We start from the raw sequence: 19,385 nt of genomic DNA, 5'->3' as shown, positions 1-19,385 counted from the left end.
GCGCCCCGCATCAGTCAGGCCTGCGCGGATTCAGGCGGCAGGCGCAGATTGCGCTTGTACGCCCACACCATCATCAGCACGCCGGCGATGATCATCGGCAGCGAGAGCCACTGGCCCATCGAGAGATTGAACGCGAGCAAGCCGAGATAGTCGTCCGGCTCGCGCGCGAATTCCACTGTGAAGCGCGCCAGTCCATAGCCGATCAGAAACAGCGCGGAGACGGCGCCGACCGGCCGCTGCTTGCGCGAGAACGTCCAGATCAGGATGAACAGCACCAGCCCTTCCAGCGCGATCTCGTACAGCTGCGACGGATGGCGCGGCAGCATGTGGTAGCGCTGGAAAATCTCGGTGAGATGGTATTGCGCGTCCAGTTGCGGATTCTTCGAGAGCCACACGGCGTCGTCGTTGGTCGAGTTCTGGAACAGCATCGCCCACGGCGCGTTCGGGTCCGTCACGCGGCCCCACAGTTCACCGTTGATGAAGTTGCCGAGACGTCCTGCCGCAAGTCCGAGCGGTACCATCGGCGCGACGAAATCGGTCACTTGCAGCCAGGTGCGCTTGCGCTGGTACGCGAACAGCACCATGGCCAGCGTCACGCCGAGAAAGCCGCCATGGAACGACATGCCGCCTTCCCACACCTTGAAGACGTCGAGCGGATGCGCGGCGTAGTAACTCGCCTTGTAGAAGATCACATAGCCGATGCGGCCGCCGAGAATCGTGCCGAGCACGCCGTAGAACAGCATGTCGTCGATGTCTTTCGCGGTCCAGCCCTGGCGCGACACATAGGGCAGGCGCAGCCGCAGCCGCCCGATGACAATGGCCGACACGAAGGCCACGAGATACATGAGGCCGTACCAGCGTACGGCGAGCGGTCCGAGATGGATGGCGACGGGATCGAAATTGGGATGTATGAGCATGCTGATGTCGAAGAGCTGACGGACTTCGAGGGGCCTCGAGCGAACCTCAAGGCCGCATCATACAGAACCGGCGCCCTGCGCCCGCGAACGGACGATGTCGATGAAGCCGGCCAGCACCGGGCTCACTTCCGCCGCGCGCCACACGAGCCCGGTTTCGACGAGCATCGCCGGGTCCTCCGGCGCGTGCAACGGCCGGTACACGACGCCCGTGCGCCGCAGATGCCGCAGCGAACGCGGCACCAGCGCGACCCCCATGCCCGCCGAGACCAGGCTCACGATGGTCTGCATCTGGATGGCCTCCTGACCGATGCGCGGCGTCAGGCCGGCCGCGCCGTAGCAGCCCATGATGCTGTCGTACAGGCCGGGCGCGAGCCGCCGCGGAAAGACGATGAGCGGCGCGGCGGCCAGCGCGCCCAGTTCGACGCGCGTGTCCGCCCACTCCAGCTCGCCCTGCCCGAGTTCGCGCGCGGTAGCGGCGGGCATCGCGACGACGAGCGGCTCGCGCGCCACCGGCAGATACGACAGCGCGCCCGCATGGCGCGCCGGCAGCGGCGGAATGACGAGCCCGGCGTCGATGCGGCCGGCGACCAGTTCCTCGATCTGCACGTCGCTGGTGGCTTCGGTCAGTTGCAGCCGGACGCCCGGATGGCGCGCGCCGAACGCGTGCAGCAGCGCAGGCAGCAGCCCGTAGTCGGCCGTGGAGACGAACGCGAGCGACAGCACGCCCGCCTCGCCGCGCGCCAGCGACTGCGCCAGCGGACGCAGCGCATCCGCGGACGCGAGCAGGCGCCGCACCTCGGGCAGCAGATCCTTGCCGACCGGCGTCAGCTCCACGCTCCGTTTGGTCCGCACGAACAAGGCGACGCCAAGCGCTTCTTCCAGCCCGCGGATCGCCTGCGAAAGCGGCGGCTGGGTCATGGCCAGACGCGCGGCGGCGCGGCCGAAGTGCATCTCTTCGGCGACCGTGACGAAGTAGCGCAAGAGGCGCAGATCGAAAGACGGGGTGCGCGGATCCATTGATATGTTTTACGACCTTATTAGCCGTAAATAATATATTGGACAGACACATCGCGCGAGTCGCATGCTTGCCGGACTAGACCAAAAAGTCCCCCTCAGGAGCACATCATGGCCTTCAATCGTCGCTCGAAGAACATCACACAGGGCGTCGCGCGCTCGCCCAACCGTTCGATGTATTACGCCCTCGGCTATCAGGAAGCCGACTTCGACAAGCCGATGATCGGCGTCGCCAACGGGCATTCCACCATCACGCCGTGCAATGCCGGCCTGCAACCGCTGGCCGACGCGGCCATCGAGGCGATCCGCCACGCCGACGCCAATCCGCAGATTTTCGGCACACCGACCATTTCGGACGGCATGTCGATGGGCACCGAAGGCATGAAGTACTCGCTGGTGTCGCGCGAGGTGATCGCCGACTGCGTCGAGACCGCCGTGCAGGGGCAGTGGATGGACGGCGTCGTAGTGATCGGCGGGTGCGACAAGAACATGCCGGGCGGCATGATCGGCATGGCGCGCATGAACGTGCCGTCCATCTACGTGTACGGCGGCACCATCCGCCCGGGCAACTGGAAAGGCCGCGACCTGACCATCGTGTCGTCGTTCGAGGCGGTCGGCGAATTCACCGCGGGCCGCATGACCGAGGAAGACTTCAAGGGCGTCGAGAAGAATGCGTGCCCGTCCACGGGCTCGTGCGGCGGCATGTACACGGCCAACACGATGAGCTCGTCGTTCGAGGCGCTCGGCATGTCGCTGATGTATTCATCGACGATGGCGAATCCCGATCAGGAAAAGGTCGACTCCGCCGCTGAATCCGCGCGCGTACTCGTCGAGGCCGTGAAGAAGGATCTGAAGCCGCGCGACATCATCACGAAGCAGTCGATCGAGAACGCCGTCGCGCTCATCATGGCGACCGGCGGTTCCACCAATGCCGTGCTGCACTATCTGGCGATTGCGCATGCGGCGGAAGTGGAATGGAGCATCGACGACTTTGAGCGCATGCGCAAGAAAGTGCCGGTCATCTGCGACCTGAAGCCGTCGGGCCAGTATGTCGCGACCGATCTCCACAAGGCCGGCGGCATTCCGCAAGTGTTGAAGATCCTGCTCGATGCCGGTCTCCTGCACGGCGACTGCATGACGATCACGGGCCGCACGATCGCCGAAGAGCTGAAAGACGTGCCGGCCAAGCCGCGCGCCGACCAGAAGGTCATTTTCCCGATCGCGCAGGCGCTCTACAAGCAAGGCCACCTCGCGATCCTGCGCGGCAATCTCGCGGAAGACGGCGCGGTCGCGAAGATCACGGGCCTGAAGAATCCGGTTATCACCGGTCCCGCGCGCGTGTTCGACGACGAGCAGAGCGCCATGGACGCGATCCTCGCCGACAGGATCACGGCCGGCGATATCCTCGTGCTGCGCTATCTCGGGCCGGTGGGCGGACCGGGCATGCCGGAGATGCTCGCGCCGACCTCGGCGATCATCGGCAAGGGACTGGGCGAGTCAGTGGGCTTCATCACCGACGGGCGTTTCTCCGGCGGCACGTGGGGCATGGTGGTCGGGCATGTGGCGCCGGAAGCGTATGCCGGCGGGACCATCGCGCTGGTGCAGGAAGGCGATTCGATCACCATCGACGCGCACCAGCTGCTGCTGCAACTGAACGTCGATGATGCCGAACTCGCGCGCCGCCGCGCCGCCTGGAAGCAGCCGGCGCCGAAGTACACGCGCGGTGTGCTGGCGAAGTTCGCGGCGCTGGCGCAGCCGGCCAACAAGGGCGCAGTGACGGGCTGATACGCGCGCCGAAACGCCCGGATGGATCATGCACAACATGCACAAGGGGCGCAGCGGCGCCCCTTCTGCATTCCGCGTGCCGCACGCCATGTCTCCTATAATGCGCGACAACGTGAAGCGTGCGCGTGCATCGGGGGAGACCACATGAAAGCACAGCTCAGGGACGTCGTTGCGGGACTGGTGTGGTGGAGCGTGTGCGGCGCGGCCTGCGCGCAGAACGACAGCGCCTCGATGCTCGCGTTCGCGCAAAGCCACAATTGCATGAGCTGCCATTCGGTCTCGCGCAACTTCATGGGGCCATCGTTCGACAGCGTGGCGCACAAGTATGCGCAAGTCGAAGGCGCGCGCGGCATGCTTGCGCGCCGCATCATGGAAGGCGGCGTAGGCGTGTGGGGCCCGGTGCCGATGCCCGCCAACACGCAGATTTCACCGGATCAGGCCGCGGCGCTCGCCGACTGGATCCTCTCGCTGCGCTGACCGGCGCGTGCGCTCTTCACTCGCCGTGCTGACGGCGCAACTCGATTTCCACCGCCTCGCGCACCCATTCGCTCATGTGGCTCTCGAGCGCCGTCGCCACTTCGCGCGTGATGGCCGAGACGAGCTGGGCCGAATGCTCGCGCAGCACTTCGCGGCAGCGCTCTTCGATCAGCGCGCGGGCATCGCCCGTCAGGAAGTTCGTGAAGCGCCCGCGCAATTGCCCGGCGATCTGCTCCGCGTCGTATTCGATCGCGAGATTGGCCGACGGCGCGCGCGCGTACTCCGGCCTGCCGGGCACGACGACGTCGGTGAGGACGGGAATGGAGGGATCGAAGGATTGCGGCTTGTCCGTCATGGAAAGGGGTCTCCTCTTGAGCGTTGCGAACGCGGCGGGCACGGCCGCGTCTGTATGCAAGGCGTGGTGTACCGGGCAGAGCTTAATCAGCCCCGCGCCGACGCTCTGTTCGCTCAACCGCCCTGATTGCGTTGATTGTGCGTTTCGATGGCATAGCCCCGATCGCGATAGAAGCGATAACGCTCACGCCCCGCCGCCAGTTCCCCGCCTTCGCTGCCGACGATCTCCACCAGCCGCTCGAAGCGCGCGAACTGCGCCGACATCGGCGCGCCGAGATTCACCAGCACCTGATGATGCGGCGCTTCGTCGAGACTCGAGGTCAGCACGACCGGCGTGTCCTGCGCGAGCGGACTCTTCGCCATGCAGTGCGGCACGAATTCGAGCGGCTGGAAGGTCCACAACTGCTCGTCGAAGGCGGCGAGCCGCGCGGGCTCGGCGAGCACCACGAGCGGCTTGCCGCTCAGGTACGCCTTGCGCGCGAGGCGGCAGGCATACGCGAGCGGATCGCCGACGTTCGTATGGAAGTCGATGCGCGTCATACGTGCGTCATGCCCGCATCACGCGCCGGCGCGGTCGATCAGGAACTGCGCGAGCAACGGCACTGGCCGGCCCGTCGCGCCCTTCGCGGCGCCGCTCTTCCATGCGGTGCCGGCGATATCGAGGTGCGCCCACGGATAGTTCGACGCGAAGCGCGACAGGAAGCATGCCGCCGTCACGCTGCCCGCCGGACGTCCGCCGATGTTCGCCAGATCCGCGAAGTTGGACTTCAGCTGATCCTGGTACTCGTCGTCGAGCGGCAGGCGCCAGGCCGGATCGACCGCCTCGCGCGACGCGTCGAGCAGTTCGCCGGCGAGCGCGTCGTCCTTCGCGAACAGGCCCGTGTTGTGATGCCCGAGTGCGATGATGCACGCGCCCGTCAGCGTCGCGATATCGATCACGGCGGACGGCTTGAAGCGTTCCGCGTAGGTGAGCGCGTCGCACAGGATCAGGCGGCCTTCGGCGTCGGTGTTGAGCACTTCGATGGTCGTGCCGTTCATCGCGGTGACGATGTCGCCCGGCTTGAGCGCATTGCCCGCGGGCATGTTCTCGCAGGTCGGCACCACGCCGATCACATTGAGCTTGAGGCCCATCTCGGCCACCGCGCGCAGCGTGCCGAACACCGAACCCGCGCCGCACATGTCATATTTCATTTCGTCCATGGCTTCGCCGGGCTTGATCGAGATGCCGCCCGAATCGAACGTGATGCCCTTGCCGACCAGCACGATGGGCGCGTTCTTGCCCTTCGCCTTGGCGGTGTCGCCCGCGCCTTGGTAATGCATGACGATGAACTGCGGCGGCTCGACCGAGCCCTTCGCCACCGAGAGGAACGAGCCCATGCCGAGCGCCTCGATCTGCTTCTGGCCGAGCACCTCGACCTTGAGCTTCCAGTCGCGGCCGAGCTTCTTCGCGGTCTGGCCGAGATAGGTGGGCGTGCAGACGTTAGGCGGCAGGTTGCCGAGATCGCGCGTGAGATCCATGCCGTTGGCGATGGCCACGCCCTGCTTCAACGCGGCCTTCGCAGCCTTCTCGTCGGCGCTGGAGACGCTGAACACGACCTTCTTGAGCGCGCGCGGCGTGGTGTCCGGCTTGCTCTTCATCTGCGTGAACTTGTAGGTCAGTTCGCGCAGCGCGAGGATGGCGGCACGCACGGCCCAGTCGCCGCTGCGTTCCTGGATCGGCAATTGCGCGAGCGTGAAGGTGGCCTGGCCGATCTTCGCGCCGAGCAGCACGCGCCAGGCGGCGCGCACGGCTTCGCCATAGGCTTTCTGCGTGAAGGCGTCCTGCTTGCCGAGGCCGACGAGCAAGACGCGCGAGGCGCCGATGCCCGTCACTTCGGGCACGAGCAGCGTGGTGCCGGCGCGGCCGCTCATGTCGCCGGCCTTGACGATGCGCGAAATCAGGCCCTTGGTCGCGACATCCATGTCGCGCGCGGCGCCCGTGAGCGACTGCGCTTCGAAGATGCCGAGGACGATGACATCCGACTTTCCGGTAAGGAAACCATTTGCCTCGCCTTCGCTCCAATCACAGGCTTTTATGCTAAAGTCCATCGCGCTTATCCTCGGATAAAATCTTGGCTGAAGGATGAAAGCCGCAATTATCCGCTATTTTTTCCGCGGCAGTCACCGGTTTGCGGCGTGAGGGTAAGCAAGACCCCTTCCCGTCTGCCGAAGAGGTGCGTGCGTGATTCCGCATCGCCGCCAGTCTTAAGCAAAATTCAATGATCTTCGAACGCTCCCTGCAGCGCGAACTCGCGTACACGGCCGGCGCCGTGTTCATGGTGCTGCTCACGATCATGCTCACGACGATGATGATCCGCATCGTCGGCTTCGCGGCGCAAGGTCAGATCGACCCGAAGGATGTCGTCGTGCTGATCGGGCTGACCGTGATCGGCTATCTCGCGGTCATGCTGATCGTGACGCTGTTCGTTTCCATCCTGTTCGTGCTGACGCGCTGGTATCGCGATTCCGAAATGGTCGTGTGGCTCGCCTCGGGCGTGAGCCAGACCCAGCTCATCAAGCCGGTCGCCGTGTTCTCCACGCCGATCATCATCCTCATCATGTTCTTCGCGTTCGTCGGCTGGCCCTGGTCGAACCAGCAGAGCAAGCTCATCAAGGCGCGCTTCCAGCAACGCGACGAAGTGTCCTTGCTGGCGCCCGGCCAGTTCCGCGAATCGCCGTCGAGCCACCGCGTGTTCTTCATCGAGAAGATGTCGCCGGACCAGGCCCAGGTGCAGAACGTGTTCGTCACCAGCACGGAAGGCGGCAAGGTCAACGTGATCGTTTCGCAGACGGGTCACACCGAGACGCGCGGCGACGGCGATCGTTTCATCGTGCTGGACAACGGCCGCCGCTATGACGGCGAACCCGGCCAGCCGAACTTCCGCATCATGGAGTTCGAACGCTACGGCGTGAAGATCATGAGTCATCAGGTCGTCAACACGCCGAGCACCACCGGCATCTCGACGCCCGATCTGCTGGCCGCGCCCACCAAGGACAATCTCGCGGAATTCGCCTGGCGCGCGGGGCTGCCGCTCATCGCCATCAACCTGATGCTGCTCGCCATTCCGCTTTCCTATCAGAATCCGCGCCGCAGCCGCACCATCAACCTCGTGATGGCCGTGCTCATCTATCTCACTTATTCGAACCTGCTGAACGTCGTGCAATCGTGGATCGAGCAGGGCAAGGTGTCCTTCGGCGTGGGGCTGGTGGGCTTGCACGTGATCGTGGGCGCGCTGGTCGCGTTCATCTTCTGGCTGCGGATCCGCAACCGGCCGCTCTTCAGGCTGTCGTCCCTGACGCGTTCGAAGGGAGCCTGAACCCATGCGCATCTACGAACGATACTTCGCGCGCCAGATCTACCTCGCGTTCATCTTCATCCTGTTCGCGTTTTCCGGCCTGTTCTTCTTCTTTGACCTGATCAACGAACTGAACACGGTCGGCCACGGCAACTACAAGTTCCCGCTCGCGGTGTTGCGCGTCGCGTTGCAGACGCCCTCGCGCTTCTACGAAATCATTCCGGTCGCCGCGCTCATCTCGGCCATCTACGTGTTCGCGCAAATGGCGGCGGCGTCCGAGTTCACGATCTTCCGCGTCTCCGGGCTCTCGACCGGCGCCGCGCTGCGTTCGCTGCTGAAGATCGGCATCCCGCTCGTGCTCGTCACGTACCTGATCGGCGAAGTGGTGGGACCGTACACGGACCAGTTGTCCGAGCGCGTGCGGCTGGAGGCGCTCGGTTCGTCGGTATCGTCGAACTTCCAGTCCGGCGTATGGGTGAAGGACACGCTGACCGCCAAGGAAAACGGCGAGCAGGTCACGCGCTTCGTGAACGTCGGCACGCTGAATCCGGATACGTCCATCGCCAATGTGCGCATCTACGAATTCGACGGCAAGTTCCGCCTGACCAACGTGCGCATCGCGAAGACCGGCGTGTACGAGCCGCCGGGCCACTGGAAACTGACTGGCGTGACCGACACGCAACTCTCCGCCGCGCCGCCTCAGGCCGTGAATCCCGGCGATACGCTGAATCCGGTGTATCGCGCGGTCCAGACGACGCTGCCCGAATACTCGCTGCGCTCGGAACTGACGCCGCAGATCCTGTCGGTGCTGCTGGTGTCGCCGGACCGCATGTCGATGTTCAACCTGTTCCGCTATATCCAGCACTTGACGGAAAATCATCAGGACACGCAGCGCTATCAGATCGCGTTCTGGCGCAAGATCCTGTATCCGTTCGCCGTGTTCGTGATGCTGATCCTGTCGTTGCCGTTCGCCTATCTGCATACGCGTGCCGGGGTGGTCGGCGTGAAGGTGTTCGGCGGCATCATGATCGGCATGAGCTTCCAGTTGTTCAACACGCTGTTCTCGCACATCGGCAATCTGAATACCTGGCCCGCGCCGATCACCGCGGCCGTGCCCGCCCTCGCCTATCTGGCCGTCGGATTGCTTGGCTTGAAGTGGGTGGAGCGGCACTGACCGCTCGATTTCCTCGGGAGCGCACGATGAACAAGCACGGCATCATCCTGTTCGGTCACGGCGCCCGCGATCCGCGCTGGGCCGAGCCGTTCGAGCGGCTCGCGGCGAAGCTGCGCGCGGCACGCGGTGAGCCGGTTTCGCTCGCTTTCCTCGAACTGATGACGCCGGACTTGCCGGCGGCGGTGGCTTCGCAGGTTGCTGACGGCTGCGATGCGATTACTGTCGTGCCGGTGTTCTTCGGGCAAGGCGGGCATGTGCGCAAGGATCTGCCGGAAATCGTCGCGCGGTGTCAGGCGGCGCATCCCGATGTGACCATTGCATGCGCGACGGCTGTCGGTGAGGACGATGCCGTGCTGGACGCGGTCGCAGGGTACTGCTTGAGGCAGGTGGGGAAGTAAGCCGGCCGTCCTCGCAACGAGGCGGCAACCGGGCGGAAAACGCAGAAACATAATTTCAAGACGGAAGGATCGGATTGATCCAGTGGGCTTGAGGACGCGTCCGGTTTAGCATGGCTTTCATTCACAGGCAGTGCCTTCTCTGACAGTCTTAGTTGCTTGAATGACGCGGTTTGTCTACAACCTCTTCGTCCGCTTTCTGATGTATGTACTGCCTCTTTGGCTGGGTGCGTTCGAGCTGACGGTTCATCAGGCAATGAAGGAGAAAGATCCCGATGCCTTTCTGGCACCCGGACTTATGCTCGGCGCAATCGCGCTGTTGATCCCGCTATGCCTGGCAGCCAAAGCGCCGGATGAACTGACTGCGGCACGGCAGCGATTCAAGTACCAGTGCGATATCGCATTGATTCTGCTTGCCGCCACGCTTGCAGTGGCAGGCATGCCGATCTGGCATCAGATACTTGGCGCCTCGCTCTCGGGCGATCCGGAAACGCTGACCGTGCTGGTGCTGCTGAGCTGGAGTTCGCCAAAAGCGTTCGCCATGCTCTACTATTTTTTGGCGGTAAGCCTGACTGAACTGAAACGGCTGACATCATGACTTCATTCATTCTCTTCGTGCAGGACAACTATGGCGTCCTGGTCCTTGCGGCAATCACCTTCGCATTGGTGCAGTCACTCGCATACCTCTATCGGTGGAAGCTCGCGCGTTTGAGCCGCGCGGAGGTTTCAGGACACAAGGACAGTGATGAGGCCGGTTGCAGGGCCGCCGCGGTTGAAGGCCTAAGCTGGCAGTCAGAAAGCATGGTTCGAATGCAAGAGGACATCCGACAACTACGACGTGGACTGAGGCGGCTCGAAGCGCAGCTGACGGGACGGCCTGCTCACGCAAAGTCGCTGGCTGCTTCGGCGCTTGCTCGACATCACACTGGAAGTACAAGACACAAGCGTGGCCGGACCGCGGTCTGATCGCTCTTTGCGCGATAGAACGCATGACGGACAACGCCAAGCGAAAGAATCCCGGACGGTAAAAGCATCAACAAGCGGCCGCCCAACAAAAAAGCGCACCGTCTCCAGTGCGCTTTCGCATGACCCGCTCGAACAAACCCCATCAAGCCGCCGCCTGCATCCCCTTCAAATGCACCTTCGGCTTCACCGCCGTCCGTTCGCGAAACGCCTCGCCGATCATCAGCAAGCTCGGCTGCGACGGATCCAGCCACTCCTGCGCCTCACCCAACGCCATCTGCGCGAGCGTCAACGTCAGCGTACGTTCACGCGCCGTGCTGCATGCCTCGACGATCGCCACCGGCGTCGCGCCCGGACGCCCCGCATCGATCAACTGCTGGGCGATTTCCGGTGCGCTGTCGCGGCCCATGTAGAACACCAGCGAATCCGCCTGCGCCTGCTCGCGGATATCCTCGCTGTCCGCGGCGCGCGAATGCGTCGCCAGCGCCACGCTGCGCGACACGCCACGCAAGGTCAGCGATCGCTTGAGCGACGCCGCGCTCGCCAGCGCCGCCGTGATGCCCGGCACCACCTCATACTCGACACCGGCCGCCTCCAGCGCGCGCATTTCCTCGTCGGCGCGGCCGAACAGCATCGGATCGCCGCCCTTCAGACGCACGACCAGACCATGCTCCAGCGCGGCATCGACGATCTGCTTGTTGATGAAATGCTGGGCCGTCGAACGCTGGCCGCAGCGCTTGCCGACGGCGATCTTCTTCGCGTTGGGCGCATAGTCGAGCATTGCCGGCTCGATCAGCGCGTCGTGCAGCACCACATCCGCTTGTTCGAGCAGACGCATGCCACGCACGGTGATGAGATCCGCCGCGCCCGGCCCCGCTCCGATCAGATAGACCTTACCCATAGCTTTCATCGTTGAACTCACGCGTTCAGCATCCTCATGCGGAAATCGCACGAATCATACCGGCCGCGACCGTGTGATGCGTCGCTTCGTCGATCAGCACGAACGCGCCGGTGCCCTGATGCGTATCGTACTCGTCCGCGACGAGCGGCTTCTGCAACGTGAGCGCCACGCGGCCGATATCGTTCATCGCGAGCGTGCCGCGATCCACCGAATGCGACAGCGTATGCACGTCCAGCACCTGCTTCACTGCGCCGATGCGCGTGAACACCGTGTTGGTCGTCTGCTTCAGCAAGTATTTGCGCTGCAGCGAGAGCGGTTCTTCGTCGAACCAGCAGAGATCCGCTTCGAGCTTCTTCGCCGGCTCGACCTTCTGCGTCAGCGGGACGAAGGTATCGCCGCGCGAGACGTCGACGTCTTCCGCCAGGCGGATCGTCACCGTCTGGCCCGCGAACGCGCGATCCACCGGCGCCACCCCGCCCGGCACCGGGGCGATGATCTCGGCAACCGTTGCTTCGCGGTTGGCCGGCAGCACGGCGATCGCATCGCCCACGCGCACCTCGCCCGCCTCGACCCGGCCCATGTAGCCGCGGAAGTCGTCGGCCTGCGAACCGTCCTGGCGCGCGACCCACTGCACCGGGAAGCGCAGCGCCTGATCGCTTGCTTGCGCAACCGGCAGCGATTCGAGCAGATCGAGCAGCGGCTCACCCGCATACCAGGGCATGCGCTCGCTCGCCGACACGATGTTGTCGCCCTTCAGCGCCGAGACCGGCACGAAGCGCACGTCGGCGATGCCGAGCTGGCGCGCGAGCGCGACGTAGGCATCGCGGATCTCGTTGAAACGGGCTTCGCTGTACTCGATCAGGTCCATCTTATTGATCGCGACGATCACATGCTGCAGGCCGAGCAGCTTGACGATCGCGCTGTGACGCTTGGTCTGCGGCAGCAGTTGCGCGACGCCGTTCTCGAGCGTGACGCGCGTCGCGTCGACGAGGATGATGGCCGCGTGCGCGGTCGATGCACCCGTCACCATGTTGCGGGTGTACTGCTCGTGGCCGGGGGTATCGGCGATGATGAACTTGCGCTTGGCCGTCGCGAAATAGCGATACGCGACGTCGATAGTGATGCCCTGCTCGCGCTCGGCTTCCAGCCCGTCCGTCAGCAGCGACAGATCGATCTCATCGCCGACCGTGCGCTTGTTCTTCGCGCGCGAAATCGCCGAGAGCTGGTCCGACAATACCGCCTTGCTGTCGTACAGCAGGCGGCCGATCAGCGTGCTCTTGCCGTCGTCCACGCTGCCCGCCGTGATGAAGCGCAACACGCCCAGGTCTTCTGCTTGATAGATGCTCATGATTCGTTCGTCCTTGGGGCGTGTCGCTTAGAAATAACCTTGCTTCTTGCGCTGTTCCATCGCGGCTTCCGACGCCTGGTCGTCCATCCGCGTCGCGCCGCGTTCCGTGATTTCCGTCACGGCCGTTTCCGCGATGATCTTCTCGACGTCATCGGCGTCGCTCGCCACCGGGCAGGTGCAGCTGATGTCGCCGACCGTGCGGAAGCGGACTTGCGCGACCTCGGCCGTTTCGCCCTCGCGCACCGGCGTGAGCGGCGTCACCGGCACGAGCAGGCCGTTGCGGCGCACGATCTCGCGGTCATGCGCATAGTAGATCGACGGCAGTTCGAGCTTTTCGCGCGCGATGTATTGCCAGATGTCGAGTTCGGTCCAGTTCGAAATCGGGAACACGCGCAGATGCTCGCCTGCATGCAGGCGCGCGTTATAGATGCTCCACAGTTCCGGGCGCTGCGCCTTCGGATCCCACTGGCCGAATTCGTCGCGGAACGAGAAGATGCGCTCTTTCGCGCGGGCCTTCTCTTCGTCGCGGCGCGCGCCGCCGATCATCGCGGTGTAGCCGTATTCCTCGATGGTCTCGAGCAGCGTCACCGCTTGCGCGGCATTGCGCGAATCGGTCTCGCGGCGCAGGCGCACGGTGCCCTTCTTGATGGAGTCCTCAACGTGGCCCACCACCAGTTCGGCGCCGATTTCGGCTGCACGGCGGTCGCGGAAGTCGATCACTTCCTGGAAGTTGTGGCCGGTGTCGATATGCACGAGCGGGAACGGCAGCGACGTCTTGCGGTTCGCGCCGAGTCCGAATGCCTTCAGCGCGAGCGCCAGCACGACCACCGAATCCTTGCCGCCCGAGAACAGCAGCGCGGGCTTGCTGCATTCGGCGACCAGTTCGCGAATGATGTGGATCGACTCGGCTTCGAGCCAATCCAGGTGATCCATGCGCGTCGCCTGGTTGACGACCGGCGCGTTGACGGTTGAGTCGAGCGTCGTGCTCATGTTCTCGATCCTTGTTGTGGCGGCGCCTGGACTTTCTCGAAGCGTCGCGTTCGGTGACTGGGTTGGTGCGGCGTCTTATGCGCCTTAGATGGCCGAGCTCGGTGCTTCCTCGACGATCTTGATGTTGGTCATGTGCAGACCGCATTCCTTCGTATCGCGCGACTCCCACCACCAGCGGCCCGCTCGGCTGTCCTCGCCGGGACGCACGGCGCGCGTGCAGGGTTCGCAGCCGATGCTCGGATAGCCGCGCGCATGCAGCGGATTCACCGGTACATCGAAGGCCTTCAGGTAATCCCACACATCGGTTTCGGTCCAGTCCGCGAGCGGATTGAACTTCGCGATGTTGCGCGGTTCGTCGTGCTCTTCCTCATGCAGTTCGGCGCGCGTGACCGACTGCTCGCGGCGCTGACCCGTTACCCATGCAGACACATCCGACAGCGCGCGATTGAGCGGCTCGACCTTGCGGATATGGCAGCAGCTCTTGCGCAAATCAATGCTTTCGTAGAAAGCGTTGAGGCCGTGATCGCGCACGTAGGCATCGACGGCGTCCTGTTGCGGCAGGAACTGCTCGATGTCGTAGCCATAGCGCTGCTTGACGGTATCGAGCATGCCGAGCGTTTCCGCATGCAGGCGGCCCGTGTTCAACGAGAAGATGCCGATCTTCACGCCGCGCGACAGGATGGCGTGCGTCAGCACCATGTCTTCCGCGGCGAGGCTGCTGGCTAGCTTGACGCGCTCGTGGCGCGCTGCGATCGAATCGAGCAGCGCGTCGAGGCGTTCAACCTTGGCTTGCAATTCAGGGGTCATGCCTTACGCTCCGAGAGTCGCGATCAATGCCGCGCGGCGGCGAAACAGCGGTTCGGGATTGTCGGTTGCGCCTTGATACAGCTCCGTGAATTCGCCGAACGCATTGAGCGCGTCGTGAATGTCCTTGTCGGCGCGCACGGCGAAGGCGTCGAAGCCGCAGCGCGCGTGAAACGCGACCTGATCGCGCAGTACATCGCCGATCGCGCGCAGTTCGCCGGTCCACTGATAGCGCTCGCGCAGCAGGCGGCCGATGGAGAAACCACGGCCATCGCGGAACACGGGGAAATCCACCGCGATCACGCTCAGCTCGGCAAAGTCCGCGACGAGGTCGGCGGGTTCGTCGTCCGGCGCGAGCCACACGCCGATGTCATCCTTCGCACGCGTTGCGACGATCGCCGCCTTGTGTTCCTTCCACAGCGCGAACGGCACGATGATCTTGCCGGCCGGCAGCGCATCGACGGCGGGCAGCGTGCCGTCTTCCGCCGCGCGCACGACGACGAAGGCGTCTTCGACAATGGCGCGGTTCTTGATAATCAAGGTCATGTGCGAATCCTTAAGCGTGAGCCTGGCGCGATGCGTACACGCGCTCCTTGAACGGCGCGATGCCGATGCGGTTGAACGTCTCGATGAAGCGTTCGCCCTCGCCACGGTTGTCGACGAAGGTGTCGACCACCTGCGAGATCACATCGGGCATTTCTTCGGCCGAGAACGACGGGCCGATCACCTTGCCGAGATGCGCGCCGGTCGTGCCCGAGCTCTGCTCGCCGCCGAGCGTCACCTGGTACCACTCGGAACCGTCCTTGTCGACGCCCAGAATGCCGATGTTGCCCACGTGATGGTGACCGCACGCGTTGATGCAGCCCGAGATGTTCAGCGACAGGTCGCCCAGGTCGTACACGTAGTCCAGATCGTTGAAGCGGTCCTGGATGGCCAGCGCGATCGGGATCGACTTCGCATTCGCGAGCGAGCAGAAATCGCCGCCCGGGCACGCGATGATGTCGGTCAACAGACCCACGTTCGCGGTCGCGAAACCCAGCGCCTTCGCACGCTCCCACACCGTGTAGAGGTCGTGCTTCTTCACGTTCGCGAGGATCAGGTTCTGCTCGTGCGACACGCGGACTTCGCCGAACGAGAACTCGTCGGCGAGTGTGGCGACGTCGTCCATCTGCTGATCGGTGGCGTCGCCCGGCGCGATGTGCTGCGGCTTGAGCGACAGCGTCACCGACGCATAGCCCGGCACCTTGTGCGGACGCACGTTGCGTTCGACCCAACGCGCGAACGGCTTGCTGTCGATCAGATGCTTTTCATAAGAGGCATCGGTGTCCGCGAGCTTTTCATAGACGGGCGGCGCGAAGAACGCTGACACGCGCGTCACTTCGTCCTGCGTGAGCGTCGACGGGCCGTCCTTCAGGTGCTGCCACTCTTCCTCGACCTGCTTCGAGAACTTCTCCGGCGACAGCGCCTTCACCAGGATCTTGATGCGCGCCTTGTACATGTTGTCGCGTCGGCCGTAGCGGTTGTACACACGCAGTACGGCTTCGCAGTAGGTGAGCAGATGCTGCCACGGCAGGTCGCGCTTGATGATCGCGCCGACGATCGGCGTACGGCCAAGCCCGCCGCCCGCGAGGATGTCCATCACGACTTCGCCCTGCGCGTTCAGCTTCAGATAGACGCCCATGTCGTGGACCTGCACGGCCGCGCGGTCTTCCGTCGAACCGTTCACCGCGATCTTGAACTTGCGCGGCAGCCACGCGAATTCCGGATGGAACGTGGACCACTGGCGCAGGATTTCCGCCCACGGACGCGGATCGACTTGCTCGTCATGCGCGACGCCCGCGAATTGATCGGCGGTGATGTTGCGGATGCAGTTGCCCGACGTCTGGATGGCGTGCATTTGCACCGAGGCGAGCTTACGCAGGATTTCCGGCGTTTCTTCGAGCTCGACCCAGTTGAACTGGATGTTGGTGCGCGTGGAGAAGTGACCGTAGCCGCGGTCGTGTTCGCGCGCGATGGTCGCGAGCATGCGGAGCTGGTCGCTGCGCAGGTTGCCGTACGGAATCGCGATCCGGTGCATGTACGCGTGGCGCTGGTAGTACAGGCCGTTCTGCAGACGCAGCGGACGAAATTCTTCCTCGCTCAATTCGCCCGACAGACGGCGACGAACCTGGTCAGCGTACTGCTCGACACGTTCGTCGACGATGCGTTGGTCGATCTGATCGTATTGGTACATTCGGGGACCCCATGTTCTTGTCAAAGACGCTGCGGCCTAGGTTTCCGCAGCGCGTCTCATCCATCGAATATCCATTGAGTTCCTGTCGCGACCGTCGTTCAGACGGTTCACTCATTTGCAAATGACGAAAACAGATATGGATATTGGAAAAATTGGACTGATAGTAAAGAACCTGCTATATATTGCAAACGACTGAAAAATTACTTTGATATGCGGCTGGGTTATAAATGAATCTGCATCAGTTCCGCTTCGTGCGCGAGGCCGTCCGGCAGAACTTCAACCTCACGGAAGCCGCAAAGGCGCTGTATACGTCACAGCCCGGCGTCTCCAAGGCGATCATCGAGCTGGAAGACGAACTCGGCGTGGAGATCTTCACGCGCCACGGCAAGCGCGTCCGGTCGCTGACCGAGCCGGGGCGGATCATCCTGGCGTCGGTCGAACGTATCCTGCAGGAAGTGGAAAGCCTGAAGCGTGTCGGTAAGGATTACGCGGCGCAGGACCAGGGCAATCTGGTGATTGCCGCGACCCACACGCAGGCGCGCTATTCACTGCCCGCCGCCATCGCCGAGTTCAAGAAGCGGTTTCCGAAAGTTCACCTTTCGATTCTGCAAGGCAGCCCGACCCAAGTCGCCGAAATGGTGATCCGCGATCAGGCGGATATCGCCATCGCCACCGAGGCGATCGCGAGCTACAAGGAACTCGTGTCGCTGCCCTGCTTCCAGTGGCAGCATCTCGCCGTCATGCAGCCGGATCATCCGCTGCTGGAGCGCAAGCTCCTCTCGCTCGACGATCTCGCGCAATATCCGATCATCACCTACGAAGCGTCCTTCGCCGGGCGCACCAAGATCAACCAGGCGTTCCAGCTGCGCGGCCTCACGCCCGACATCGTGCTCGAAGCCATCGACGCCGATGTCATCAAGACCTATGTCGAACTGGGACTGGGCGTGGGCATCATGGCGGACATCGCGTTCAATCCGGAGCGCGACCGTCATCTGCGCGCGATGCCGGTCGGGCATCTGTTCGGCACCAACGTCACGCGGCTCGCGCTCAAGCAAGGCGCGTATCTGCGCAGCTATGTGTACACGCTGGTGGAACTGCTGTCGCCGTCGCTCAACCGCAAGCTGATCGAGCAGGCGCTCTCGGGCGATCACGAAAGCTACGAGCTGTGACGAACGCTGTATAAAGCGGCGGCCGCCTGCCGCCGACAAAAATCATTGCCACTTCCCTGGAGACCTTCCAATGACGTTGTCGAAGTTCATGCGCCGGCTGATTGCGGGCGCCGCCGTTTCGGCCGTTGCCGCCGCCGCGCATGCGCAATTGAAAGTGGGTATCGACCTGTCGAGCACCGGCCCCGCCGCCGCGATCGGCATCACGAGCAAGAACGCGATGCTGATGTGGCCGAAGACCATTGCCGGGCAGAACGCGGAATACATCATTCTCGACGACGGCTCGGACCCGGGCGCGGCCGTGCGCAACATCCGCAAGCTGATCACCGAAGACAAGGTCGATGTGATCGTCGGGCCGAACATCACGCCGGCGGCGCTTGCGGCGCTCGACCCGGTCGCCGAGTATGAAACGCCGATGATCACGCTGATCGGCTCGGCGTCGGTCGTGGAGCCGCAGGAAGGCAAGAAGGTCTGGGCGTTCAAGATGGCGCAGACCGATCGCGCGATGGCCGACGTCATGACCCGCTACATGGCGAACCACGGGGTGAAGACGGTGGGCTTCATTGGTTTCGCGGACAGTTATGGCGACAGCTGGCTCAGCGAGTTCACCAAGTTCGCCGAGCTGCGGCATATCAGGATTGTGGCGAGCGAGCGCTTCAACCGCACGGACGCCAGCGTCACCGGGCAAATCCTCAAGCTGATGTCCGCGAAGCCGGATGCGGTGCTGATCGCCGGCGCCGGCACGCCGACCGTGCTGCCGCAGCGCACGCTGGTCGAGCGCGGCTACAAGGGCGCGATCTACCAGACTCACGGCATCGCGACGCCGGAGTTCATCAAGCTCGGCGGCAAGGACGTGGAGGGCACGCTGTTCCCGACGCAGCCGGTGGTCGTCGCGCGGACGCTGCCGGCGGATCATCCGTCGAAGAAGGCGGCGCTGGCTTTCGTCACGGCCTATGAGGAGAAGTACGGCAAGGGTTCGGTGACACAGTTCGCGGGCGACGCGGCGGGTGTGTATCCGCGCCTGCAGGACGCCGTGGCCCGGGCGTTGAAGGCCGGCAAGCCGGGCACGAAGGAATTCCGCGTGGCGCTGCGCTCGGAACTGGAGCACGCGCATGAACTGGTGGTGCCGAACGGCGTCGTGAACACGAGCGCGACGGATCACGTCGGACTGGATCAGCGCGCCAGTGTCATGGGCGTCATCAAGAACGGCGCGTTTGTTTATCTGGCGCAGTGACGACGCAGTGATCGCGCAGTGATTGTTTCGGCAGGACCGGCGCACGGCAGCGCCGATCCTGCTTGCCCGCGACGGTGTTTTCGGTCATAATCGCCGACTCGATTGGCCTGCGTTTCGCGTTGAAGTTCCGTGAGGCGTTCAAGGCTGACGAAGACCGAAGCAAGCCCAGGTGGTGAAATTGGTAGACGCAGGGGACTCAAAATCCCCCGCCGCAAGGCGTGCCGGTTCGATTCCGGCCCTGGGCACCACGAATCCTGTGAAAAGCCGCTCCTTCTGAGAGCGGCTTTTTGCGTTT

At 63.8% G+C, this 19,385-nt stretch carries 19 protein-coding genes and 1 tRNA gene; 9 read left to right on the top strand and 11 right to left on the bottom strand.

The features are described 5' to 3' along the window. Nucleotides 1-14: 14 nt before the first annotated feature. Nucleotides 15-917 (bottom strand): prolipoprotein diacylglyceryl transferase, encoded by a 903-nt coding sequence (lgt, locus tag QCE83_RS02840; protein ID WP_309807506.1) that lies wholly within the window; start codon nucleotides 915-917, stop codon nucleotides 15-17. A gap of 57 nt (nucleotides 918-974) precedes the next feature. Next, complete coding sequence (locus QCE83_RS02835; RefSeq protein ID WP_309807505.1) at nucleotides 975-1,934, bottom strand: LysR family transcriptional regulator; 960 nt, start codon at nucleotides 1,932-1,934, stop codon at nucleotides 975-977. A 108-nt stretch (nucleotides 1,935-2,042) separates the two neighbouring features. Between QCE83_RS02835 and ilvD the strand changes: the two genes are divergently transcribed. Together ilvD and QCE83_RS02825 are read left to right on the top strand one after the other, a co-directional pair. Next, nucleotides 2,043-3,716, top strand: coding sequence for a dihydroxy-acid dehydratase (gene ilvD, locus QCE83_RS02830; RefSeq protein ID WP_309807504.1), 1,674 nt, complete (start codon nucleotides 2,043-2,045; stop codon nucleotides 3,714-3,716). Nucleotides 3,717-3,860: 144 nt separating this feature from the next. Beyond that, nucleotides 3,861-4,193, top strand: coding sequence for a c-type cytochrome (locus tag QCE83_RS02825; protein WP_309807503.1), 333 nt, complete (start codon nucleotides 3,861-3,863; stop codon nucleotides 4,191-4,193). 16 nt (nucleotides 4,194-4,209) lie between these two features. On the opposite strand, the gene QCE83_RS02820 is transcribed toward QCE83_RS02825, so the two are convergent. The 3 genes from QCE83_RS02820 to QCE83_RS02810 form a co-directional block, all read right to left on the bottom strand. Beyond that, the gene (locus QCE83_RS02820; RefSeq protein WP_309807501.1) at nucleotides 4,210-4,548 is read right to left on the bottom strand and encodes a DUF2486 family protein; all 339 of its coding nucleotides are present in this window, start codon (nucleotides 4,546-4,548) and stop codon (nucleotides 4,210-4,212) included. Between the two features lie 113 nt (nucleotides 4,549-4,661). Then, nucleotides 4,662-5,087, bottom strand: coding sequence for a DNA polymerase III subunit chi (locus QCE83_RS02815; RefSeq protein WP_309807500.1), 426 nt, complete (start codon nucleotides 5,085-5,087; stop codon nucleotides 4,662-4,664). Between the two features lie 18 nt (nucleotides 5,088-5,105). Beyond that, the gene (locus tag QCE83_RS02810) at nucleotides 5,106-6,635 is read right to left on the bottom strand and encodes a leucyl aminopeptidase (protein ID WP_309807499.1); all 1,530 of its coding nucleotides are present in this window, start codon (nucleotides 6,633-6,635) and stop codon (nucleotides 5,106-5,108) included. A gap of 170 nt (nucleotides 6,636-6,805) precedes the next feature. Between QCE83_RS02810 and lptF the strand changes: the two genes are divergently transcribed. The 4 genes from lptF (at nucleotide 6,806) to QCE83_RS02790 (ending at nucleotide 10,049) form a co-directional block, all read left to right on the top strand. Continuing rightward, the gene (gene lptF, locus QCE83_RS02805; protein ID WP_309807498.1) at nucleotides 6,806-7,903 is read left to right on the top strand and encodes an LPS export ABC transporter permease LptF; all 1,098 of its coding nucleotides are present in this window, start codon (nucleotides 6,806-6,808) and stop codon (nucleotides 7,901-7,903) included. Between the two features lie 4 nt (nucleotides 7,904-7,907). After that, complete coding sequence (lptG, locus tag QCE83_RS02800) at nucleotides 7,908-9,056, top strand: LPS export ABC transporter permease LptG (RefSeq protein ID WP_309807497.1); 1,149 nt, start codon at nucleotides 7,908-7,910, stop codon at nucleotides 9,054-9,056. A 26-nt stretch (nucleotides 9,057-9,082) separates the two neighbouring features. Next, nucleotides 9,083-9,454, top strand: coding sequence for a CbiX/SirB N-terminal domain-containing protein (locus QCE83_RS02795; protein WP_309807496.1), 372 nt, complete (start codon nucleotides 9,083-9,085; stop codon nucleotides 9,452-9,454). Between the two features lie 160 nt (nucleotides 9,455-9,614). Continuing rightward, nucleotides 9,615-10,049: a hypothetical protein gene (locus QCE83_RS02790; RefSeq protein WP_309807495.1), complete on the top strand. Its 435-nt coding sequence runs from the start codon at nucleotides 9,615-9,617 to the stop codon at nucleotides 10,047-10,049. Between the two features lie 510 nt (nucleotides 10,050-10,559). On the opposite strand, the gene cobA is transcribed toward QCE83_RS02790, so the two are convergent. The 6 genes from cobA to QCE83_RS02760 form a co-directional block, all read right to left on the bottom strand. Then, a complete protein-coding gene (gene cobA / locus QCE83_RS02785) occupies nucleotides 10,560-11,315 on the bottom strand; it encodes a uroporphyrinogen-III C-methyltransferase (RefSeq protein WP_309811408.1) in 756 nt (251 codons plus the stop codon). 34 nt (nucleotides 11,316-11,349) lie between these two features. Further along, complete coding sequence (locus QCE83_RS02780) at nucleotides 11,350-12,663, bottom strand: sulfate adenylyltransferase subunit 1 (RefSeq protein WP_404984112.1); 1,314 nt, start codon at nucleotides 12,661-12,663, stop codon at nucleotides 11,350-11,352. A gap of 27 nt (nucleotides 12,664-12,690) precedes the next feature. Beyond that, on the bottom strand, nucleotides 12,691-13,653 hold the full coding sequence (gene cysD / locus QCE83_RS02775; RefSeq protein ID WP_309807494.1) for a sulfate adenylyltransferase subunit CysD: 963 nt from the start codon (nucleotides 13,651-13,653) through the stop codon (nucleotides 12,691-12,693). An 84-nt stretch (nucleotides 13,654-13,737) separates the two neighbouring features. Continuing rightward, nucleotides 13,738-14,460 carry a phosphoadenylyl-sulfate reductase gene (locus QCE83_RS02770; RefSeq protein WP_309807492.1) on the bottom strand — a complete coding sequence of 241 codons (723 nt, stop codon included), beginning with the start codon at nucleotides 14,458-14,460 and terminating at the stop codon, nucleotides 13,738-13,740. A gap of 3 nt (nucleotides 14,461-14,463) precedes the next feature. Then, entirely contained in the window at nucleotides 14,464-15,003 is a 540-nt protein-coding gene (locus QCE83_RS02765) for a DUF934 domain-containing protein (protein ID WP_309807491.1), read from the bottom strand. A 10-nt stretch (nucleotides 15,004-15,013) separates the two neighbouring features. Then, on the bottom strand, nucleotides 15,014-16,690 hold the full coding sequence (locus QCE83_RS02760) for a nitrite/sulfite reductase (RefSeq protein WP_309807490.1): 1,677 nt from the start codon (nucleotides 16,688-16,690) through the stop codon (nucleotides 15,014-15,016). A 227-nt stretch (nucleotides 16,691-16,917) separates the two neighbouring features. Between QCE83_RS02760 and QCE83_RS02755 the strand changes: the two genes are divergently transcribed. From QCE83_RS02755 to QCE83_RS02745, 3 genes are all read left to right on the top strand, one after another. Next, nucleotides 16,918-17,859: a CysB family HTH-type transcriptional regulator gene (locus tag QCE83_RS02755; RefSeq protein WP_309807489.1), complete on the top strand. Its 942-nt coding sequence runs from the start codon at nucleotides 16,918-16,920 to the stop codon at nucleotides 17,857-17,859. Between the two features lie 70 nt (nucleotides 17,860-17,929). Continuing rightward, nucleotides 17,930-19,090: an ABC transporter substrate-binding protein gene (locus QCE83_RS02750; RefSeq protein ID WP_309807487.1), complete on the top strand. Its 1,161-nt coding sequence runs from the start codon at nucleotides 17,930-17,932 to the stop codon at nucleotides 19,088-19,090. 163 nt (nucleotides 19,091-19,253) lie between these two features. Then, nucleotides 19,254-19,338, top strand: a tRNA-Leu gene (locus tag QCE83_RS02745). The last annotated feature ends 47 nt before the right edge of the window (nucleotides 19,339-19,385 follow it).

This window comes from Caballeronia sp. LZ034LL (assembly GCF_031451215.1).
Taxonomy (GTDB): domain Bacteria; phylum Pseudomonadota; class Gammaproteobacteria; order Burkholderiales; family Burkholderiaceae; genus Caballeronia.
This window is presented reverse-complemented; position numbering and strand designations above follow the sequence as displayed.

Bases quoted from the DNA above. Each gene is read 5' to 3' on its own strand.
- lgt (WP_309807506.1), bottom strand. From the start codon at position 917: ATGCTCATACATCCCAATTTCGATCCCGTCGCCATCCATCTCGGACCG.
- QCE83_RS02835 (WP_309807505.1), bottom strand. From the start codon at position 1,934: ATGGATCCGCGCACCCCGTCTTTCGATCTGCGCCTCTTGCGCTACTTC.
- ilvD (WP_309807504.1), top strand. From the start codon at position 2,043: ATGGCCTTCAATCGTCGCTCGAAGAACATCACACAGGGCGTCGCGCGC.
- QCE83_RS02825 (WP_309807503.1), top strand. From the start codon at position 3,861: ATGAAAGCACAGCTCAGGGACGTCGTTGCGGGACTGGTGTGGTGGAGC.
- QCE83_RS02820 (WP_309807501.1), bottom strand. From the start codon at position 4,548: ATGACGGACAAGCCGCAATCCTTCGATCCCTCCATTCCCGTCCTCACC.
- QCE83_RS02815 (WP_309807500.1), bottom strand. From the start codon at position 5,087: ATGACGCGCATCGACTTCCATACGAACGTCGGCGATCCGCTCGCGTAT.
- QCE83_RS02810 (WP_309807499.1), bottom strand. From the start codon at position 6,635: ATGGACTTTAGCATAAAAGCCTGTGATTGGAGCGAAGGCGAGGCAAAT.
- lptF (WP_309807498.1), top strand. From the start codon at position 6,806: ATGATCTTCGAACGCTCCCTGCAGCGCGAACTCGCGTACACGGCCGGC.
- lptG (WP_309807497.1), top strand. From the start codon at position 7,908: ATGCGCATCTACGAACGATACTTCGCGCGCCAGATCTACCTCGCGTTC.
- QCE83_RS02795 (WP_309807496.1), top strand. From the start codon at position 9,083: ATGAACAAGCACGGCATCATCCTGTTCGGTCACGGCGCCCGCGATCCG.
- QCE83_RS02790 (WP_309807495.1), top strand. From the start codon at position 9,615: ATGACGCGGTTTGTCTACAACCTCTTCGTCCGCTTTCTGATGTATGTA.
- cobA (WP_309811408.1), bottom strand. From the start codon at position 11,315: ATGGGTAAGGTCTATCTGATCGGAGCGGGGCCGGGCGCGGCGGATCTC.
- QCE83_RS02780 (WP_404984112.1), bottom strand. From the start codon at position 12,663: ATGAGCATCTATCAAGCAGAAGACCTGGGCGTGTTGCGCTTCATCACG.
- cysD (WP_309807494.1), bottom strand. From the start codon at position 13,653: ATGAGCACGACGCTCGACTCAACCGTCAACGCGCCGGTCGTCAACCAG.
- QCE83_RS02770 (WP_309807492.1), bottom strand. From the start codon at position 14,460: ATGACCCCTGAATTGCAAGCCAAGGTTGAACGCCTCGACGCGCTGCTC.
- QCE83_RS02765 (WP_309807491.1), bottom strand. From the start codon at position 15,003: ATGACCTTGATTATCAAGAACCGCGCCATTGTCGAAGACGCCTTCGTC.
- QCE83_RS02760 (WP_309807490.1), bottom strand. From the start codon at position 16,690: ATGTACCAATACGATCAGATCGACCAACGCATCGTCGACGAACGTGTC.
- QCE83_RS02755 (WP_309807489.1), top strand. From the start codon at position 16,918: ATGAATCTGCATCAGTTCCGCTTCGTGCGCGAGGCCGTCCGGCAGAAC.
- QCE83_RS02750 (WP_309807487.1), top strand. From the start codon at position 17,930: ATGACGTTGTCGAAGTTCATGCGCCGGCTGATTGCGGGCGCCGCCGTT.